Annotated in this window: 15 protein-coding genes and 1 tRNA gene; 6 read left to right on the top strand and 10 right to left on the bottom strand. The window is 69.3% G+C overall.

Going from position 1 to position 17010, the window contains the following annotated elements; genetic code table 11:
• The first annotated feature begins 24 nt into the window (after positions 1-24).
• From ACYBYQ_RS14675 to ACYBYQ_RS14660, 4 genes are all read left to right on the top strand, one after another.
• Entirely contained in the window at positions 25-990 is a 966-nt protein-coding gene (locus tag ACYBYQ_RS14675) for an acetyl-CoA carboxylase carboxyltransferase subunit alpha (protein WP_459614960.1), read from the top strand.
• 58 nt (positions 991-1048) lie between these two features.
• Complete coding sequence (tilS, locus tag ACYBYQ_RS14670) at positions 1049-2080, top strand: tRNA lysidine(34) synthetase TilS (RefSeq protein WP_459614959.1); 1032 nt, start codon at positions 1049-1051, stop codon at positions 2078-2080.
• 93 nt (positions 2081-2173) lie between these two features.
• Positions 2174-3439 (top strand): aspartate kinase, encoded by a 1266-nt coding sequence (locus tag ACYBYQ_RS14665; RefSeq protein ID WP_459614958.1) that lies wholly within the window; start codon positions 2174-2176, stop codon positions 3437-3439.
• A gap of 63 nt (positions 3440-3502) precedes the next feature.
• Positions 3503-3596: transfer RNA gene (locus tag ACYBYQ_RS14660), tRNA-Ser, on the top strand.
• Between the two features lie 199 nt (positions 3597-3795).
• Here ACYBYQ_RS14660 and ACYBYQ_RS14655 read toward each other — a convergent pair.
• The 3 genes from ACYBYQ_RS14655 to ACYBYQ_RS14645 all read right to left on the bottom strand — a co-directional run bounded on the left by ACYBYQ_RS14655 (position 3796) and on the right by ACYBYQ_RS14645 (position 6782).
• Entirely contained in the window at positions 3796-4227 is a 432-nt protein-coding gene (locus ACYBYQ_RS14655) for a helix-turn-helix domain-containing protein (RefSeq protein ID WP_459614957.1), read from the bottom strand.
• A gap of 15 nt (positions 4228-4242) precedes the next feature.
• Positions 4243-4515, bottom strand: a complete 273-nt coding sequence (locus ACYBYQ_RS14650) for a DUF4258 domain-containing protein (protein WP_459614956.1) — start codon at positions 4513-4515, stop codon at positions 4243-4245.
• 152 nt (positions 4516-4667) lie between these two features.
• Positions 4668-6782, bottom strand: coding sequence for a TonB-dependent siderophore receptor (locus ACYBYQ_RS14645; RefSeq protein ID WP_459614955.1), 2115 nt, complete (start codon positions 6780-6782; stop codon positions 4668-4670).
• 192 nt (positions 6783-6974) lie between these two features.
• Between ACYBYQ_RS14645 and ACYBYQ_RS14640 the strand changes: the two genes are divergently transcribed.
• Positions 6975-7646 carry a DUF4232 domain-containing protein gene (locus ACYBYQ_RS14640; RefSeq protein WP_459614953.1) on the top strand — a complete coding sequence of 224 codons (672 nt, stop codon included), beginning with the start codon at positions 6975-6977 and terminating at the stop codon, positions 7644-7646.
• Here the strand turns inward: ACYBYQ_RS14640 and ACYBYQ_RS14635 are convergent.
• A complete protein-coding gene (locus tag ACYBYQ_RS14635) occupies positions 7581-8672 on the bottom strand; it encodes a permease (protein ID WP_459614952.1) in 1092 nt (363 codons plus the stop codon). The genes ACYBYQ_RS14640 and ACYBYQ_RS14635 overlap by 66 nt on opposite strands.
• Before the next feature lie 291 nt (positions 8673-8963).
• Here ACYBYQ_RS14635 and ACYBYQ_RS14630 point away from each other — a divergent pair, with 291 nt between their 5' ends.
• Positions 8964-10433, top strand: coding sequence for a methyl-accepting chemotaxis protein (locus ACYBYQ_RS14630; RefSeq protein ID WP_459614951.1), 1470 nt, complete (start codon positions 8964-8966; stop codon positions 10431-10433).
• A gap of 8 nt (positions 10434-10441) precedes the next feature.
• Here the strand turns inward: ACYBYQ_RS14630 and ACYBYQ_RS14625 are convergent, their stop codons facing one another.
• The 6 genes from ACYBYQ_RS14625 to ACYBYQ_RS14600 all read right to left on the bottom strand — a co-directional run bounded on the left by ACYBYQ_RS14625 (position 10442) and on the right by ACYBYQ_RS14600 (position 16878).
• Positions 10442-10885: an acyl-CoA thioesterase gene (locus ACYBYQ_RS14625; protein WP_459614950.1), complete on the bottom strand. Its 444-nt coding sequence runs from the start codon at positions 10883-10885 to the stop codon at positions 10442-10444.
• A gap of 25 nt (positions 10886-10910) precedes the next feature.
• The gene (locus ACYBYQ_RS14620; protein WP_459614948.1) at positions 10911-11861 is read right to left on the bottom strand and encodes an aldo/keto reductase; all 951 of its coding nucleotides are present in this window, start codon (positions 11859-11861) and stop codon (positions 10911-10913) included.
• Between the two features lie 38 nt (positions 11862-11899).
• Positions 11900-12685 (bottom strand): ethanolamine ammonia-lyase subunit EutC, encoded by a 786-nt coding sequence (gene eutC / locus ACYBYQ_RS14615; protein WP_459614947.1) that lies wholly within the window; start codon positions 12683-12685, stop codon positions 11900-11902.
• A 4-nt stretch (positions 12686-12689) separates the two neighbouring features.
• The gene (locus tag ACYBYQ_RS14610) at positions 12690-14069 is read right to left on the bottom strand and encodes an ethanolamine ammonia-lyase subunit EutB (protein ID WP_459614945.1); all 1380 of its coding nucleotides are present in this window, start codon (positions 14067-14069) and stop codon (positions 12690-12692) included.
• Between the two features lie 85 nt (positions 14070-14154).
• Positions 14155-15735 carry a galactarate dehydratase gene (gene garD / locus ACYBYQ_RS14605; protein WP_459614943.1) on the bottom strand — a complete coding sequence of 527 codons (1581 nt, stop codon included), beginning with the start codon at positions 15733-15735 and terminating at the stop codon, positions 14155-14157.
• A gap of 93 nt (positions 15736-15828) precedes the next feature.
• A complete protein-coding gene (locus ACYBYQ_RS14600; protein WP_459614941.1) occupies positions 15829-16878 on the bottom strand; it encodes a LacI family DNA-binding transcriptional regulator in 1050 nt (349 codons plus the stop codon).
• Positions 16879-17010 lie beyond the last annotated feature (132 nt).

Below are 17010 nucleotides of genomic sequence, written 5' to 3'. Positions count from 1 at the left end.
TGTCCCTCAACGGAACCACACTACATGCGCAATACTTTCCTGGAATTCGAACAACCGCTGGCCGAGCTTGAGAACAAGATCGAGCAGCTGCGCTACGTGCAGGCCGACTCCGCCGTGGACATCTCCGACGAGATCGGACGTCTGCAGCAGAAGAGCCAGACGCTGGCCAAGGAGATCTACGCCAAGCTCACGCCGTGGCAGACCGCGCTGGTGGCCCGGCATCCCCAGCGCCCCTACACGCTGGACTACGTGCGCGAGATCTTCACCGACTTCCACGAACTGCACGGCGACCGCATGTATGCCGACGACCAGTCCATCGTGGGCGGGCTGGCGCGCTTCAACGGCACGCCGTGCATGGTCATCGGCCACCAGAAGGGCCGCGACACCAAGGAGCGCGCCGCGCGCAACTTCGGCATGCCTCGGCCCGAGGGCTATCGCAAGGCGATGCGCCTGATGCGCCTGGCCGAGAAATTCGGCATGCCCATCTTCACCTTCGTCGATACGCCGGGCGCCTATCCCGGCATCGGCGCCGAAGAGCGCGGCCAGTCCGAGGCCATCGGGCACAACCTGTACGTGATGGCCGAGCTCAAGGTGCCGATGATCTGCACCGTGATCGGAGAAGGCGGTTCGGGCGGGGCGCTGGCCATCGCCGTGGGCAATGCCGTGCTGATGCTGCAGTACGCCACCTATTCCGTGATCTCGCCCGAGGGCTGCGCCTCCATCCTGTGGCGCAGCGCCGACAAGGCGCCCGACGCCGCCGAGGCGCTGGCCATCACGGCGCCGCGCCTCAAGGACCTCGGGCTGGTCGACCGCGTGGTCAACGAGCCGGTGGGCGGCGCCCACCGCGATCCGCGCGTCATGGCCCGCCTGCTGCGCCGCGCCCTGGGCGATGCCCTGCGCCAGCTGCAGGGCATGACGCCCGAGCAGCTCGTCGAGCAGCGCCTGCAGCGCCTGATGTCGTACGGCCGCTTCCAGGAAGTCCGCGCCTGACCCTGCGGGGGCGGCCGGCGCCGCCCCTTGCCCGGCGCGCTCGTCTCCCCCAGCCGCCATGTCCCAGCCCTCCACGCCCGCCTTGCCTGCCTGCCCGCCGGCGCTGATCGCGCCGCTGCGGCCCGTGCTGCGCGGCATCCCCGGGCGCGTGGCGGTGGCCGCCAGCGGCGGGGCCGACTCGGCCATGCTGGCGCTGGCCGCGGCGCATGCGCTGCGCGAACGCGCTGGCGAGCTGCTGCTGTTCCACGTGCACCATGGCCTGCAGGCCATGGCGGACCACTGGGCCGCCCAGGTGGTGGTGCTGGGCGGGCAGCTCGGCGCCGCGGTGCACGTGGCGCGCGTGGACGTGCCCGCGGGCACGGGCAAGGGCATCGAGGCGGCGGCGCGCGATGCCCGCTACCATGCCCTGGGCGCGCTGGCCGCAAGGCATGGCGTGGCGCACGTGCTGCTGGCCCATCATCGCGACGACCAGGCCGAGACCGTGCTGCTGCGCCTGCTGCGCGGCAGCGGCCCGCACGGCATGGCCGCCATGGCCCCCGCCATGGCGCGCGGCGGGGTGCAATACCTGCGGCCCTGGCTGGACCTGCCGCGCCAGGCCATACGGCAGGCCGCCCGGGCCCATGCCGAGTCCACCGGCTGGCAGGCGGCGGACGACCCCACCAACGCCGATCCCCGCTACACCCGCGCTGCCGTGCGCACGCAGCTCGCGCCGGTGCTGGACGCGCGCTGGCCCGGCTGGCAGGCCATCGTTGCCCGCCACGCCCGGCAGATGGCCGAGGCCGCACAGATCCTGGACGAGGTGGCCGCCGCCGACCTGCAGGGCCTGGACCCGGACGAAACGGGCCGCAGCCTGTCGCTTGCCGCCTGGCGGCAGCTGTCGCCGCCGCGCCAGGCGCAGGTGCTGCGCCATTGGCTGGCGGTGCAGGGCGTGCCCATGCCGACCGAGGCCCGCCTGGGCGAACTGCTGCGGCAATTGCGCCAGGTGCACCAGCTGGGGCATGACCGCGCGCTGTGCCTGCGCCACGCCGGTCATCTCGTGCGCTGCGTGCGGGGCCGGATCTGCCTGGAAGAGGCCGGGCAGGGGGGCTGACAGGGCGGTTCCAGGGCAAACTGACGGCATCGCGCTAAAATGGTGAGCTTTGCCCGTCCCGGTATGGCGGCGGGTGTCCAGCCAGAGTACGAGATGTCCCTCATCGTTCACAAATATGGCGGTACCTCGATGGGCTCGATCGAGCGCATCAAGAACGTGGCGCGCCGCGTCGCAAAGTGGCACGCCGCCGGCCACCAGGTCGTGGTCGTCCCGTCGGCCATGGCAGGCGAAACCAACCGGCTCCTGGGCCTGGCGCGCGAGATCTCGCCGCAGCCCGACGGCCGCGAGCTCGACATGATCGCCGCCACCGGCGAGCAGGCCAGCAGCGGCCTGCTGGCGCTGGCGCTGCAGGCCGAAGGCGTGGCCGCGCGCAGCTATGCCGGCTGGCAGGTGCCCGTGCGCACCGATTCCGCCTACACCAAGGCCCGCATCACTTCCATCGACGACGCCCGCATCCGCGCCGACCTCGACGCCGGGCGCGTGGTCGTGGTCACGGGCTTCCAGGGCATGGACGACGACGGCCACATCACCACGTTGGGGCGCGGCGGCTCCGACACGTCGGCCGTGGCCGTGGCGGCGGCCATCGGCGCCGACGAATGCCTGATCTACACCGACGTCGACGGCGTCTACACCACCGATCCGCGCGTGGTGCCCGAGGCACGCCGCATGTCGGTGATCTCGTTCGAAGAGATGCTCGAAATGGCTTCGCTGGGCTCCAAGGTGCTGCAGATCCGCTCGGTGGAGTTCGCCGGCAAGTACCGCGTGCCCACCCGCGTGCTGTCCTCGCTCACCGACCCGCTCATGCCGCTCGAAGAGGAAATGCGTTCGGGCACCCTGATCACTTTTGAGGAAGACGAAAAAATGGAAGCCGCCGTTGTCTCCGGCATCGCCTTCAGCCGCGACGAAGCCAAGATCACCCTGCTGGCCGTGCCCGACAAGCCCGGCATCGCCTACTCCATCCTCGGCCCCGTGGCCGCGGCCAACATCGACGTCGACATGATCGTGCAGAACCAGTCCGTGGCCGGCACCACCGACTTCTCGTTCACGGTGAATCGCAACGAATACCAGCGCACCGTCGACGTGCTCAAGCGCGAGGTCGTGCCCGCCGTGGGCGCCCGCGAACTCGTTACCGACGAGAAGGTCGCCAAGGTTTCCATCGTCGGCATCGGCATGCGCTCGCACGTGGGCGTGGCCAGCCTGATGTTCCAGACCCTGTCGCAGGAAGGCATCAACATCCAGATGATCAGCACCAGCGAGATCAAGACCTCGGTGATCATCGACGACAAATACATGGAACTGGCGGTGCGCGCCCTGCACAAGGCCTTCGGCCTGGACCAGGCGCCCGGCGCCAAGGCCTGAGCAGTTCCGGATTCCGGCTTTCACGATGAAGCCGGAATTTTCTGATAGAATCCTGGATTCTTCGGAGACGTGGCCGAGTGGTTGAAGGTACTCCCCTGCTAAGGGAGCATGTGGGCAAAAACCTGCATCGAGGGTTCGAATCCCTCCGTCTCCGCCAAGAGCTATTCCAGCAGTAACAGAAAAACCCAGAAAAACCCCAGAAAAGCCCCGCGCAGCATGCAGCGGGGCTTTTTTCACAGGGCAGCCAGTGCATAATCGGGCCGCATAGTCCCGGCCGATACCGCCCAAGCCAGCCGAACGCCCCGTAAGCGTTGCGGCGACTGGAGGGCATCCCTGCGATCTGTGAACCGGTCGTATCAGGCGGCCTTCTTCCAGCCGCCTGCCGTATCCTCAAACACCAAGCGTTCGTCTTCCTGGCGATCTAGCTCTATGAGCCGATCGATCATTGCTTGGATTTTCACGTTTCCGTCCAAATGCTCGAGATACAGTGCCCGAAACAGGCGGTCCAGGCCGGTCGGCATGCGGCCCCTGCGCTCCCAAAGGGAAACGGTTTGCTCAGTCGTACCCAGCATTTCGGCCAGCCGACGCTGAGATAGCCCCAGTTCCTTGCGCAGAAACCGCAATTCCAAACCAGTGAGGCGCGGCTTGCATGCTAGCGAACGACCGATTACCCGATGAAGCTCATCCGCATCATCGATCGAGATGGCTTCTTCGCCATCGAACTCGCGAACGGTGTAGCCGTTGGCCAGCCATACATTCCGGAGCCCGCATTCCGTGTAGTGATACATAGCCATCACCTCCAGTTAAAACACGGTGACAACCGCAATCCAGTCGCCGTTTTCATCCTTTCTCACAGCCGCAGCGACGTGCACCTCATCGCCTGCGTGTCGGTGCACTAATGTGCATTTCCAGTCTCCCGCGATGTCCTCATGAGCAGGCTCGCTGACGGTTCCCTGGCGCAGGCAGGCGTAGACCTGCGTCCTCGTAATGCGGCGCTCCTTCATTCGTCGTTTAGCGTGCCCGGTGATGAACACGTTCGAAGTGTTCCGGGCAATATCGCGAACGATGCGCAGCATGTTGGCATCATTCAAAGGAATCGGGAGCCGATCCGGCATACCCATAATTATTATGGGTCACGCAAAAAATTACAAGGCTCCACGTAGGTAGCCGGATATCCCGCGCCCGGATGGCAGTGTTGTGCTGTCCCAGCAGTAATGAAAAAACCGCGCTAGAACTTGTACGTCACGCTCGCAACCACGCTGCGCCGCGGGCCGTACCAGCAGTCGCCGCGCGACAGGCAGGTGGCGACGTATTCCTTGTCGGTGATGTTGTTCACGTTCAGCGCGTAGCGCCAGTGGCTGGTCTCGTAGGAGAGCATGCCATCCCAGAGGGCCACGGCCCGGGTGGTGGGCGCGTTGCCGTCCTTGAACGAGCTCATCCAGCGCACGCCGGTGCCCAGGGCGAAGCCGTGCACATTGCCCACGGCGAAGCGCCACTTGCCCCAGACGGCGGCCTGGTGGCGGGGTATGCCTTCCAGTTCCTGGTCGAGGTCGATGTAGTTGTAGTGCGCGATCAGGTCCACCGTGGGGGTGAGGGCGCCGCGCCATTCGAGCTCCAGGCCCTTGGTGCGGGTCTTGCCTGCCTGGATGTTGTTCAGCGCGCCGCTCGGGTCGGGCACCAGCCGGTTCTCTTCCTTCAGGTAGTAGACGGAGCCCGTGAAAAGGCGCTGCCCGTCGTCCGACTGGTGCTTCACGCCCAGTTCCCATTGCTCGCCGCGCAGCGGCTCGTACAGTTCGATCACGTCGCCCTGCGGCGTGCTGCGGGTGGTGCTGGCCACCGGCGTGAAGGATTCGCTGTAGCTGACGTAGGGCGCCCAGCCGTTGCCGGCCAGGTACATGACGCCCAGGCGCCGGGTGGTGGCCTGGGCTTTTTCGGTGGGGCCGCCATCGAGCTTGCTGCGCGCGCGGTCGTGGCGCAGCCCCGCGGTGACGATCCAGCTGTCGCCGATGCGCATCTGGTCCTGCAGGTAGACGCCGGTCTGCCGGAGCCGGAAGCGCGGCTCGTCTGACAGCTCGACCGGCGTGTAGTTGCCGTAGACCGGATCGTAGGCATCGATGGTGTCGTAGCCGAAGCCGCTGGCGCGTTCGCGGCGGTAGTGCGACCAGTCCAGGCCCAGCAGCAGGTCATGCGTCACGCTGCCCGTGCGCAGCCTGCCCTGCAGGTTCTGGTCCAGCGTGTCCATGCGCACTTCGGTGACGCTGTTGTCCTGGTAGCGGCCGATGATGCGCTGGCCGATGGGGTCTTCCGCCCAGCCGCCGGGCAGGGTGAACGAGTCGGCGTAGTGCGAGAAGTAGTCGACCTTGTTGCGCGCGTGCCGATAGCCCTGGTGGAACGACCAGTCGTCGTTGAAGTCGTGCTCGAACAGCCAGCCGAAGCTGCGGCGCTCGGAGTCGTAGCGGTCGTGATCGGGCTCGCCGATGAAGCGGCGCGTGGGGATGCGTCCGTTGGGATTGGAGGTACGCATGCCGGACCAGGGCAGGAACTGCGAGGTCGAGCCCGATTCGTCGTCCTGCCACAGGGCCTGCAGCGTGAGCCGCGTGGCGGCGCTGGGCCGCCAGGTGAGGGACGGCGCAACCACCAGGCGGTCGTCGTCCACATAGTCCACCTGCGTGCCGGCGTCGCGCTTGAGCGCGACGATGCGATACAGCCACTTGCCCTCGGCATCGAGCGGTCCTGTCAGGTCGGCCTGGATCTGCTTGCGATCGTGGTTGCCGAGCTGCACGCCGACCTCTCCCTGGAAGGTGTCCTGCGGGCGCTTGCTGACCATGTTGACGATGCCGGCGGTGCTGCCCTGGCCGTACAGCATGGCCGAGGGGCCGCGCAGCACTTCCAGCCGCTCCAGCGTATAGGGTTCGGTGCGCGTGGTGCTGGTGTAGTAGTCGAATGCCTGGCGCAGCCCGTCGAGGTAGGTGTCGGGCGAGGCGCCGCGCACCCGCACGGAATCGGTGCGCGAGTCCAGGCCGTATGCGTCCGAACGCACGCCGGCGGCGTAGCCCAACGCCTCCTGGACGCTGGTGGCGCCCTGGTCGACCATCTGGTCGCGCGTGACCACCGTGACGGATTGCGGCGTCTCGAGCAGCGGCGTGTCGGTCTTGGTGGCGGTGGCCGAGCGGCGGGCGGCGTAGCCGTATACCGGGCCGGTGGCAGTCTCGTCGACGGCCTCCGACTGGATCGTGATTTCCGGCAGGGTGGTGACCGCGGGCTGCGCCTGCGCGAGCGTGGCGGCCGGCAGGCTTCCCAGGACGACGGCCAGGCTCAGGCGAGGCAGGGTCGGGCGTGGCATGATCCCTCTTTGTGTTTGAATGTTAATTGGTCTCATTATCGTTATTGTTCGTCGGGTGCTAGTGAACCGTATCGGTCAGGAACTGTCAAGGCGTCGCCGCGTGCCCGGGCAGCGCCCTGGCGTAGCGGTCCGGCGGCACGGTATCCTCGGGCATAGAAGGCAGGCACGGTTTGCCTGCAAAGGACGAGACGCGTGAATTCCCGGTCATGGGCGGCAGGCGGCTGGCGCGCCTGCGCCGTACTCGGCGCCATGGCGGCATGGGCGCTGCTGCATGCGCCGGCCGGCGCTTCCGGCGCGGCGCAGGCGCCCCGTGCCTGCCTGGCCGCCCAGCTTTCCGTGGGGCTGGACGACATGGGGGGCTGGTTCAACGGGATGTCGCACTCCGGCACCCTGCTGGTGCTGCGCAACCTGGGCCCGCAGGCCTGCAGCGTGCCGGCGCAGCCGGTGCTGGAGTTCCAGGACGGCCAGCGGCAGCCGATACGGCTGCGGATGCGCCATGAAGACGATGGGTCGGCGCGGGCCGGGAACGAAACGGTGGCCATCCCCGCCGAGGCAGAGGTCACCAGCAGGCTGCGCTGGGTGTCGGGCGACGCCTACGGCGATGGCAATTGCGTGGCGCCCGCCTACATCGGCTTCACCGCAGGCACGCATACCCTATGGCAGGCGTTTGGCCGGCGCCTGTGCGGCCCGGGCGGGGAACCGCCCGGCTATACGGCCACGCCGTTGCGGCGCGACCCGGCCTATGTGCCGGCGCAAGGCGGCGCGCCGGCCGGCGCGTACGGCGCAGCGTTACAGGCCCTAGAATCCGAAGGCGATCGCCAGGCCCCCGGCCGCCAGGCCGAGTGCGACCACGCCACCGAATAGCACCGCCAGTTCGGCGGGCCGGAACGATTTGGCCACCATGGCCAGCGAGGGCAGGCTGATGGGCGGCAGCGTCATGATCAGCGCGGCCGCGGGGCCGGCGGCCATGCCCAGCGACAGCATGGCCTGGACGATGGGCACTTCGCCCGCCGTGGGAATGACGAACAGCGCCCCGGCCAGCGCCAGGCCCAGGATCCACAGGAAATCGTTGTCGACGCCAGCGCCGACTTCAGGGAACAGCCAGGCGCGCGCGGCGCCGAGCAGCAGCACCAGCACGATGTATTCCGGCACCAGTCGCAGCGTCATGCGGGCACAGATGCGCATCCAGCGCTTGAACGGATTGGGCTCCTCGACATCGGCCGCGTCGGCCCGGGATTGCATGGCGTCGATCTGGCCGGCCTCGAACGTGCGCTGGCGGCCCTGGCTCATGCGGTTCAGCAGCCAGCCCAGCCCGAACACCATCACGATGCCTAGGGCCAGCCGCAGGCCCGCCCAGTTCCAGCCCAGCACGAAACCCATGAAAATCAGCGTGGCCGGATTGAGTACGGTATTGCCCAGCCAGAACGCGACGGCGCTGCCCGGCGCCGCCTGGCATTTGCGCAGCCCCGCGACCACCGGGGCGGCGCAGCAGGTGCACATCATGGCGGGCAGGGACAGCAGGCCGCCCGCCACCACGCTGCGCAGGCCCGTGCCGCCGAGGGCGCGCAGGATCCACCGGCGCGGCAGCAGGGCCTGCACGGCCGAACCCAGCAGCAGGCCCAGCACCATGGCCTGCCAGATCGCCTTGCCGTAGGCCAGTGCGTAGTCGAGCGCGGCGCCCAGCGAGGGCGCCGGCGGGCTGGCCTCGGTGCCCATGAGGATGGACTTGCCGATGGAGTGGGTCTCGGCGGCGACGAAGGCGCGGTCGTAATAGGGTGACCACTTCACGTAGAAGAGGCCGATCACCGCGATCAGCAGGAAAACGGCGATGCCCAGCGCGGGATGCGGGGAGCGCGGCGTGGCTGGCGTGTTGTTCATGGGGGCCTGCATAGGAAAGAAGAGTGTGGCCGGCAGGAGCCGGGCCGCCGGTATTTTAATGACTCGGCCCGTGGCCGGCCGGCACGGGCCGATTGGCTGCGGAAAAAACCGTGCAGGCGCCGGCTGTTGAGGACGTGTTGCAACGGAACCGCCCTTATTGTCCGATCTTGTCACTTCTTGACCAAAAATGATTCAGAATTGGCGCCGGAGACGAACATCGTGCGCAACAGCATGGCCCGGGCAGCAGCCGAAGAGCCGGCGTCTCCAGGATCGAACGACATCTCCTTCCTCCTGCGGAGCGCCATGACATCGATTGCCATCCCCCATCCCGGTATTCCTGTCGCGTCCGCGTTCCGCTCTCCCGGGCGGCGGCAGGGCGGCCTGCTTGAACGCAATGCCAGGCTGGCCGACCTGGTCATGTTCGGCACCCTGGTCGCTTCCGCACTGGCCGCGCTCGTCATCAGCCGCTTCTATTACGAGACGGCCCTGGCACTGGCCGCCTCGGCGATCCTGGTGGGAGCGGGCGGCGCGGCCTTCTTCCTGGCGCGGGGCTCGCGGCTCTCCTCCTACGTCCTGACGGCCTGCAACGCGGCCTGTGTGGCGCTGCACATCCAGGTGGCCCACGGCCAGATCGAATTCCACTTCGGCGTGTTCGTGCTGCTCGGCCTGCTGCTGGTCTATCGCGACTGGCGGGTGCTGGTGTTCGCGGCGGCGCTGTTCGCCGTGCACCACGTGGTATTCGACCGCCTGCAGGCGCTGAACTTCGCGGTGTACTGCACGCCCGCGCCGAACCTGGCGCTGATCGTGATGCATGCCGCCTACGTGGTGGTGCAGACCGGCATCGAGATCTTCCTGGCCGTGCGGCTGCGCCATGCGGCGGCCGAGGCCGACGAACTGCTGCGCATCGTCGCGCGCATCGACCGGGGCGCGGCCATCGGCCTGGACGTCGAACGGGTGGCCGTGGGCGAGCCCACGGCCGTGTCGCTGAAGCAGGCCATCGCCAAGATGCGCGATGCCCTGCAGGAGGTCAGCGACGCCGCCAGCCAGGTCGGCCAGGCCACCGTGCAGATCGTGGGCGGCAGCCATGCATTGGGCGAGCGCAGCCGGCATGCGGCCGACCTGCAGCAGACGGTGGCCTCCATGGACGAAATCACCCGCATGGTCCGGGACACGGCCCATACCGCAGAACAGGCCAGCAGCCTGGCGCGCGAGGCGTGCGCCGCGGCGGCTGCCGGCAGTGCCGCCGTGCACGGCATGGTGGCGACGATGGGCGACATCTCCAAGTCGTCGGCGCGCATCGCGGACGTGACCTCGGTGATCGACGGCATTGCCTTCCAGACCAATATCCTGGCGCTCAATGCGTCGGTGGAGGCGGCGCGCGCGGGCGAGCACGGCCGCGGTTTCGCCGTGGTGGCGTCCGAAGTGCGCCAGCTCGCCCTGCGCGTGGCGGCTGCCGCCAAGGAGATCCACGGGCTCATCGGCGAGAGCAGCGCCACCGTGGACGCAGGGCTGCGCCGGGTGGCGGACGCCCAGGCCGGAATGGAAGGCATCGTGGACCAGACGCGCCGCGTGACGCTGCTGATCGAGGAAATCTCTGCCGCGGCCTCGCGGCAGACCGACATCGTGGGCCAGACCGGCACCGTGGTCGCCGAACTCGACGGCGTCACCCGCCAGAGCAGCGTATTCATCGGCGAACTGGCCTCCTATGCCGCCGAGCTGCAGGGCCAGGCACAGCGGCTGGACACGGTGGTGCGGCGGTTCGTGCTGCGCTGACCCGCGCCTCAGGCCGGCACCGCGATCGTGCCCAGCAGCGCCCGCACCGCCTCGGGCATGGGCACGGGCCTGCCGGTGGCGCGGTCCACGTAGACGTGCACGAAATGGCCGGCCGCCCGCACGGCAGGATCGCCCTGCCTGAACAGGGCGATCTCATAGCGCACGCTGGACCTGCCCAGGTGCGCCACGCGCAGGCCGACTTCGACGACGTCCGGAAAGGCGATGGGCTGGAAGTAGGTGCATCCCGTCTCGGCAACCAGGCCGATGACGGGGGACTGCGCGATGTCGAGCACGCCGTGCCCGACCAGGAACTGGTTCACCGCCGTGTCGAAATAACTGTAGTAGGTGACGTTGTTGACGTGCCCGTAGACATCGTTGTCCATCCAGCGGGTGGGGATGGTGGCCAGGTGCGGGAAGTTCCCGCGGGTTTCGGATCGCAAGGACGTGTTCATGGCATGCGGGGCTGGGGGGCCGGGCTCAGGCGGTGTCCTCGAGCAGGATGATGTCTTCGGGCAGCAGCGCGAGCTGCGCGGCGCGGGCGAAGCTCTCCACGTGCCCGACCCTGGTGGCGCTGGCTATGGGCGCCGTCACGCCGGGCCGCGCGATCAGCCAGGCAAGCGCCACTTCGGCGGGCGTGGCGCGGTGGCGCGCGGCCACTTCGTCCAGCGCCTTGAGTATGGCCATGCCGCGCGGGGTGAGGTACTTGCCCACGCCCTGGCCGCGCCGGGATTTGTCGAGGTCGCGCTCGCTGCGGTACTTGCCCGACAGGAAGCCCGATGCCAGGCTGTAGTAGGTGACCACGCCCAGGCCTTCGCGCATGCACAGTTCGCGCAGGGCGCCGTCGTAGGATGCGCGGTCGTACAGGTTGTATTCGGGCTGCAGCACCTGGTAGGGGGGCAGGCCGTCGCGCCGGGCGACGTCCAGCGCATCGCCCAGCTGCGCCGCGTCGAGGTTCGAGGCGCCGATGGCCTTGATCTTGCCGGCCTTGCGCAGTTTGTCGTAGGCAGCCAGGGTTTCGTCGTAGGGCGTGTCGGGATCCGGCCAGTGCGAGAAATACAGGTCGATGGCCTCCACGCCCAGGCGCGAGAGCGAACCCTCCACGGCCTGCATGATCCACTTTTCCGACAGCCCCTTCTGGCCGGGCTGCCCCAGGTCGGAGCCGACCTTGGTGAAGATCACCACCTTGTTCCGCATGCCGGGCCGGGCGCGGAGCCAGTTGCCGATGATGGTCTCGGATTCGCCGCCGCGGTTGCCGGGTGCCCAGGCGGAATAGACGTCCGCCGTGTCGATGGCATTGAAGCCATGGTGCACGAAGGCGTCGAGCACCTCGAAGCTGGTGCGTTCGTCGATGGTCCAGCCGAAGACGTTGCCGCCGAACACGATGGGGCCGATGGACAGGCCGGTGCGGCCGAGTGCGCGATTTTCCATGTCGATTCCTCCTGAGACGCCGGGGCCGTGTGCCGCCCTCAAGGGCTGACAGCCGGCGGCCGGGCAGGTTCCATGTCGTCTTTCAGCGCCACGCCAGACAGGCCTTCGGCGCGCATGCGCTGCAGCAGGTACAGGATCTTGGCGGCGGCGTCGACGGGGGCCAGCCCCGCGGGGCGGATGTTGGATACGCAGTTGCGCTGCGCATCGGTGCATCCGACGCGAGGCCCCCAGGTGATGTAGGCGCTCATGCTGTCGGGCGACGACAGCCCCGGGCGCTCGCCGATCAGCACGGCCACGCAGCGGGCGGCCAGGCGCTGGCCGATCTCGTCGCCGATGGCGACGCGCCCATGGCGCACCAGTGCCGCGGGCGCGAGGCGCCAGCCGGCGGCAGCCAGCTGCGGCAGCAGCACGCGCAGCAGTGCCGGGCCGTGCGATTGCACGGCCCGTGCCGACAGGCCGTCGGCCAGCACGAACGCGAGGTCCGCGGGCGGGCGGCAGGCAGACAGGCGGGCGGCGTCGTCCGGGTCCAGCCGGCGCCCGAGGTCCGGGCGCAGCAGGTAGGCGCGCGCATCGGGCGCCGCCGAGCGGCATTGCCAGGTCTGCAGGCCCAGTTCGCGCAGCGCGGCATCCAGCGCATCCGGATCGAGCCGGGCGGCCACGGCGTCGCGCGCGCGGGCATGGGCCAGGCGGAAGTCGAGCAGGGCGGAGGTGGCCAGCGAGGCGCCGGTGCGCGCCAGCCCGATGCGCGCATCGGTGAGCGTGCGCAGGGTCTGCCACATGGCCTGGAGGTCCTGGGGAGCGTGGTCGGGTACGGGCGGTTTCATGGGCTCAGGCGGCGGGCAGCAGGGCATGGAAGTCGCCCGGCAGCGCGGCGGGGCGGACGCGGCCGTGGCGGTCGCGCAGGCCCTGCGCATCCAGCCAGGCCTCGAATTCGGGCGCGGCGCCGCGGCCCAGCAGTTCGCGCATGGCCAGGGCGTCGTGGAACGAGGTGCTCTGGTAGCCGAGCATGATGTCGTCTGCGCCGGGCACGCCCATCACGTAGTTCACGCCGCTGGCGACCAGCAGCGCGAGCAGCGCGTCCATGTCGTCCTGGTCGGCGTCGGTGTGGTTGGTGTGGCAGACGTCGCAGCCCATCGGCACGCCCAGGAGCTTGCCGCAGAAGTGGTCTTCGAGCGCGGCACGGGTGATCTGCTTGCCGTCGTAGAGGTATTCCGGGCCGATGAAGCCCACCACGGTGTTGACCAGGAAAGGCTGGTAGCGTCGCGCGACCCCGTATGCGCGCGCTTCCAGGGTCTGCTGGTCCACGCCATGATGCGCGCCGGCCGACAGCGCGCTGCCCTGGCCGGTCTCGAAGTACATGACCTCGTTGCCCACCGTGCCGCGCTGCAGCGCGCGCGCGGCAGCGCAGGCTTCGTCGAGCAGGGCCAGCGAGATGCCGAAGCCGCGGTTGGCCGCCTCGGTGCCGGCGATGGACTGGAACACCAGGTCTACCGGCGCACCGCGCCCGATGAGGTCCAGCGTGGTGGTGACGTGCGCCAGTACGCAGCTCTGCGTGGGAATGCCCAGCTTCTGCCGGATCTCGTCCAGCAGGCAGAGCAGCGCGTGGGCGCGCGCCGGGCTGTCGGAGGCGGGATTGATGCCGATCAGCGCGTCGCCCGCGCCCAGCAGCAGGCCGTCGAGGATGCTGGCGGCGATGCCGCGCGGGTCGTCGGTGGGGTGGTTGGGCTGCAGCCGCACCGACAGCCGGCCGGGCAGGCCCACGGTGGTGCGGAACCGCGTGACCACGCTGCACTTGGCCCCCACCCGCATCAGATCCTGCAGCCGCATCAGCTTGCTGACGGCGGCCGCCATCTCGGGCGTGAGGCCGGGCGCCAGCGCCTGCAGCGCCGCCGTGTCGGCCTCGTCGGAGAGCAGCCAGTCGCGCAGGCCGCCCACCGTGAGGTGTGCGACAGGGGCGAAGGCCGCGGCGTCGTGCGTGTCGAGGATCAGCCGCGTGACCTCGTCGGTTTCGTAGGGCACGACGGGATGCTGCAGGAAATCGCGCAGCGGCACGTCGGCCAAGGCATGCTGGGCCGCCACGCGCGCCTCGGCCGACGCGGCAGCGATGCCGGCCAGCACGTCGCCGCTGCGCAGGGGCGTGGCCCGCGCCAGCAGCGTGGCGAGATCAGGGTAGACGTGCGTATGGCCGCCGGCCAGGATGCGGTACATGGGATCGGTACGCCAGGGGGTTTGCCTGCACAGGCCCTAGCGTAAACCCAAACGCCGTCCGGCGGCTTGCGGGACACCCCTGCGCTCAGGTCACCGGGCCCGGGTTGAAGAGCACCAGCGCGTTGTGCAGCTTCCAGCGCTCGGCCCAGGTCTGCCTGCGTCCGCTCGCCACGTCGAGCAGCAGGTGGAACAGCTCCCAGCCCAGTTCCTCGATGCTCGCCTCGCCGTCGGCGATGCGTCCGGCGTTCACGTCCATGAGATCGTGCCAGCGGCGCGCCAGGTCGGTGCGCGTGGCCACCTTGACCACGGGCACCTCGGCCAGCCCGTAGGGGGTGCCGCGCCCGGTCGTGAAGATGTGCAGGTTCATGCCGGCGGCCAATTGCAGGGCGCCGCAGATGAAGTCGCTGGCGGGCGTGGCCGCGTAGACCAGGCCGCGCTCGATGCCGCGGTCGCGCAGCCGCTCGCCCGGGCTGAGCACGCCGTTGATGGCCGACGAGCCCGACTTGATCACCGAGCCCATGGCCTTCTCGACGATGTTCGAGAGGCCGCCCTTCTTGTTGCCGGGCGAGGTGTTGGCGCTGCGGTCGGCGTGGCCGCGCCGCAGGTAGGCGTCGTACCAGTCCATTTCGCGCACGATGGCCTCGGCCACCTGCGGGGTCTCGGCGCGGGCCGTGAGCTGCGCCACGCAGTCGCGCACTTCGGTGGTCTCGGAGAACATCACCGTGGCGCCGGCGCGCACCAGCAGGTCGCTGCAGAAGCCCACGGCCGGGTTGGCCGTGACGCCGGAGAAGGCGTCGCTGCCGCCGCATTGCACGCCCACCACCAGGTCGGAGGCCGGACAGGTGACGCGACGGCGGCGGTTCAGCCGCTCGAGGTGGGGCACGGCCTGGGCGACGATGGCGTCCACCATGGCCTGGAAGCCGACGTGCTGCTCGTCCTGCAGCCGCATCACGTCCAGGCCCGGGCTCATGGAGCCGTCGGCCTGGATGGGAATGGCGTCGGCCGGCATCAGGCGCTCGGGCTGCAGCTTCTCGCAGCCCAGGCTCACCACCATGACCTCGCCGCCGAAATTCGGATTGCGGCTGATGTTGCGCAGCGTGCGGATGGGAATGCCGGCATCGGGCGCATCGATGGCCACGCCGCAGCCGTAGCCGTGCTCCAGCGCCACCGCGCCGTCGACGTTGGGATAGCGCGGCAGCAGCTCGGCGCGGATGCGCTGCAATGCGTGCTCGACCACGCCGGCCACGCATTGCACGGTGGTGGTGATGGCCAGCAGGTTGCGCGTGCCCACGCTGCCATCCGCATTGCGGTAGCCCTCGAAGGTGTAGCCCTCGAGCGGGGGCTGGGGGGCGGGGGCGTCGGTGGCCATGGGCAGGTCGTCCAGGCCGCGGGCCGGCGGCATGACCAGCACATTCTCGTTGACCCAGCTGCCCGCGGGCAGGTCGCGGGCGGCACGGCCGATGACCACGTTGTAGCGTCGCACCGCGGCGCCTGCGGCGATGTCGGCCAGGGCCACCTTGTGGCCCTGGGGCACGCGCTCGCGCAGCTGCGTGCCGTCGGGCAGCACGGCGCCGGCCGCCAGGCCACCCTGGTTGGCCACGATGGCAACGTTGTCGTCGGGGTGCATGCGGATGGCACGCGGGCTGTCGGGGCGGGGCACAGGCATGGCAGGAATATTGGGTTTGTTAACGTTAACAGCGATGATGTTAACGTTACCGCAGAAGTCGAGTCAATCGGCGCCGGCTGGCCCGGCACGGGCTCAGGCGCTCTCGCGCCGGATCAGTTCGAAGCCCACGTCCTGGACGCGGTCGCCTGCCGGCTTGCCCTCGATGCGCCCGATCAGCGCCGTGGCGGTGCGCCTGCCGATTTCTTCCGGATCCACCCGCACGGTGGTCAGCGCCGGGGTGACGTTGCACGCGAAATCGAAATCGCCGAAGCCCATCACGGCCAGGTCGTCGGGCACGCGCAGGCCGCGCACCTGGGCTTCCATCAACGTGCCGAGCGCCACCATGTCGGTGGAGGAGAAGATGGCGTCGACATCCGGATCGCCCTCCAGGGCGCGCGCCAGGCCCGCGCGTCCGTGGCCCAGCTGGCTGGGCGGCTCCATGACCAGCGAGGTGCCGGCCTGCAGGTGGCGGCCGGCAATGCCCAGGCGGCGCGCTTCGTCGGCGAAACCATGGAAGCGCGCCGCGGTGCGCGCCTCGGTGGCGGCAATGGAGGCCACGCGGCGCCTGCCGCTTGCATGGAAATAGCGCGCGATGGCGCGGCCCACTTCGTAGTGCGAGAAGCCGACCAGCATGTCGATCGGGTCGTCCGTCATTTCCCAGGTCTCGACCACGGGGATGCCCGAGGCCTGCAGGCGCTGCCGCGCAAGCGGCGCCTGCATCAGCCCCGTGAGCACGATGCCGTCGGGCCGCCGGGCGATGACGGCGTCGAGCACGGTGTCGTCGCGCGAGCGGTCGTAGCCGCGCTCGCTGAGCATGACCTGGTAGCCGGCGGCGACGAACATCTCCGTCATGGCGTGCACGGCGAGCAGGAAGGCCGAACCCGACGCGATGGAGGGCACCATCAGCGCAATCATGCGCGTGCGCTGCGCGCGCAGGCCGGCTGCATGGAGGTTGGGCACGTAGCCGCTGCGCGCCACCGCTTCGAGCACCAGGCGCCGGGTGTCGTCGGATACGAGCTGCGGCTGGTTGAGCGCGCGCGAGGCGGTCATCACGGAGACTCCCGCCTGGCGCGCGACGTCGGTGAGCGTCACGCCGCCGCGGCTGCGCCGGGAGGCGGATGAGGCGGGGGGCTTGTCGCGCATGGTGGGATGAGGGCCGATTTCCTGGGTTTATCATGCGGCATGACCGCTACGCCGGAGAGGAGGGCTCGAGCCCGCCAGCCCTTGCGCGCTGCCTGCCGGCTTGCGTCACGACCAACGCAATGTCAGGGGGAG

The sequence above is a fragment of the Bordetella sp. 2513F2 genome, assembly GCF_054642735.1.
Note: the sequence above shows the minus strand (reverse complement) of the source record. Positions and strands in the feature narration are given on the sequence as shown.

Excerpts from the sequence above, each read along its gene's own strand:
- ACYBYQ_RS14625 (WP_459614950.1), bottom strand. The coding sequence starts at position 10,885 with ATGAACACGTCCTTGCGATCCGAAACCCGCGGGAACTTCCCGCACCTG.
- ACYBYQ_RS14655 (WP_459614957.1), bottom strand. The coding sequence starts at position 4,227 with ATGTATCACTACACGGAATGCGGGCTCCGGAATGTATGGCTGGCCAAC.
- ACYBYQ_RS14675 (WP_459614960.1), top strand. The coding sequence starts at position 25 with ATGCGCAATACTTTCCTGGAATTCGAACAACCGCTGGCCGAGCTTGAG.
- ACYBYQ_RS14610 (WP_459614945.1), bottom strand. The coding sequence starts at position 14,069 with ATGTACCGCATCCTGGCCGGCGGCCATACGCACGTCTACCCTGATCTC.
- eutC (WP_459614947.1), bottom strand. The coding sequence starts at position 12,685 with ATGAAACCGCCCGTACCCGACCACGCTCCCCAGGACCTCCAGGCCATG.
- ACYBYQ_RS14645 (WP_459614955.1), bottom strand. The coding sequence starts at position 6,782 with ATGCCACGCCCGACCCTGCCTCGCCTGAGCCTGGCCGTCGTCCTGGGA.
- ACYBYQ_RS14635 (WP_459614952.1), bottom strand. The coding sequence starts at position 8,672 with ATGCAGGCCCCCATGAACAACACGCCAGCCACGCCGCGCTCCCCGCAT.
- ACYBYQ_RS14650 (WP_459614956.1), bottom strand. The coding sequence starts at position 4,515 with ATGCTGCGCATCGTTCGCGATATTGCCCGGAACACTTCGAACGTGTTC.
- ACYBYQ_RS14620 (WP_459614948.1), bottom strand. The coding sequence starts at position 11,861 with ATGGAAAATCGCGCACTCGGCCGCACCGGCCTGTCCATCGGCCCCATC.
- tilS (WP_459614959.1), top strand. The coding sequence starts at position 1,049 with ATGTCCCAGCCCTCCACGCCCGCCTTGCCTGCCTGCCCGCCGGCGCTG.
- ACYBYQ_RS14665 (WP_459614958.1), top strand. The coding sequence starts at position 2,174 with ATGTCCCTCATCGTTCACAAATATGGCGGTACCTCGATGGGCTCGATC.
- ACYBYQ_RS14600 (WP_459614941.1), bottom strand. The coding sequence starts at position 16,878 with ATGCGCGACAAGCCCCCCGCCTCATCCGCCTCCCGGCGCAGCCGCGGC.
- ACYBYQ_RS14630 (WP_459614951.1), top strand. The coding sequence starts at position 8,964 with ATGACATCGATTGCCATCCCCCATCCCGGTATTCCTGTCGCGTCCGCG.
- garD (WP_459614943.1), bottom strand. The coding sequence starts at position 15,735 with ATGCCTGTGCCCCGCCCCGACAGCCCGCGTGCCATCCGCATGCACCCC.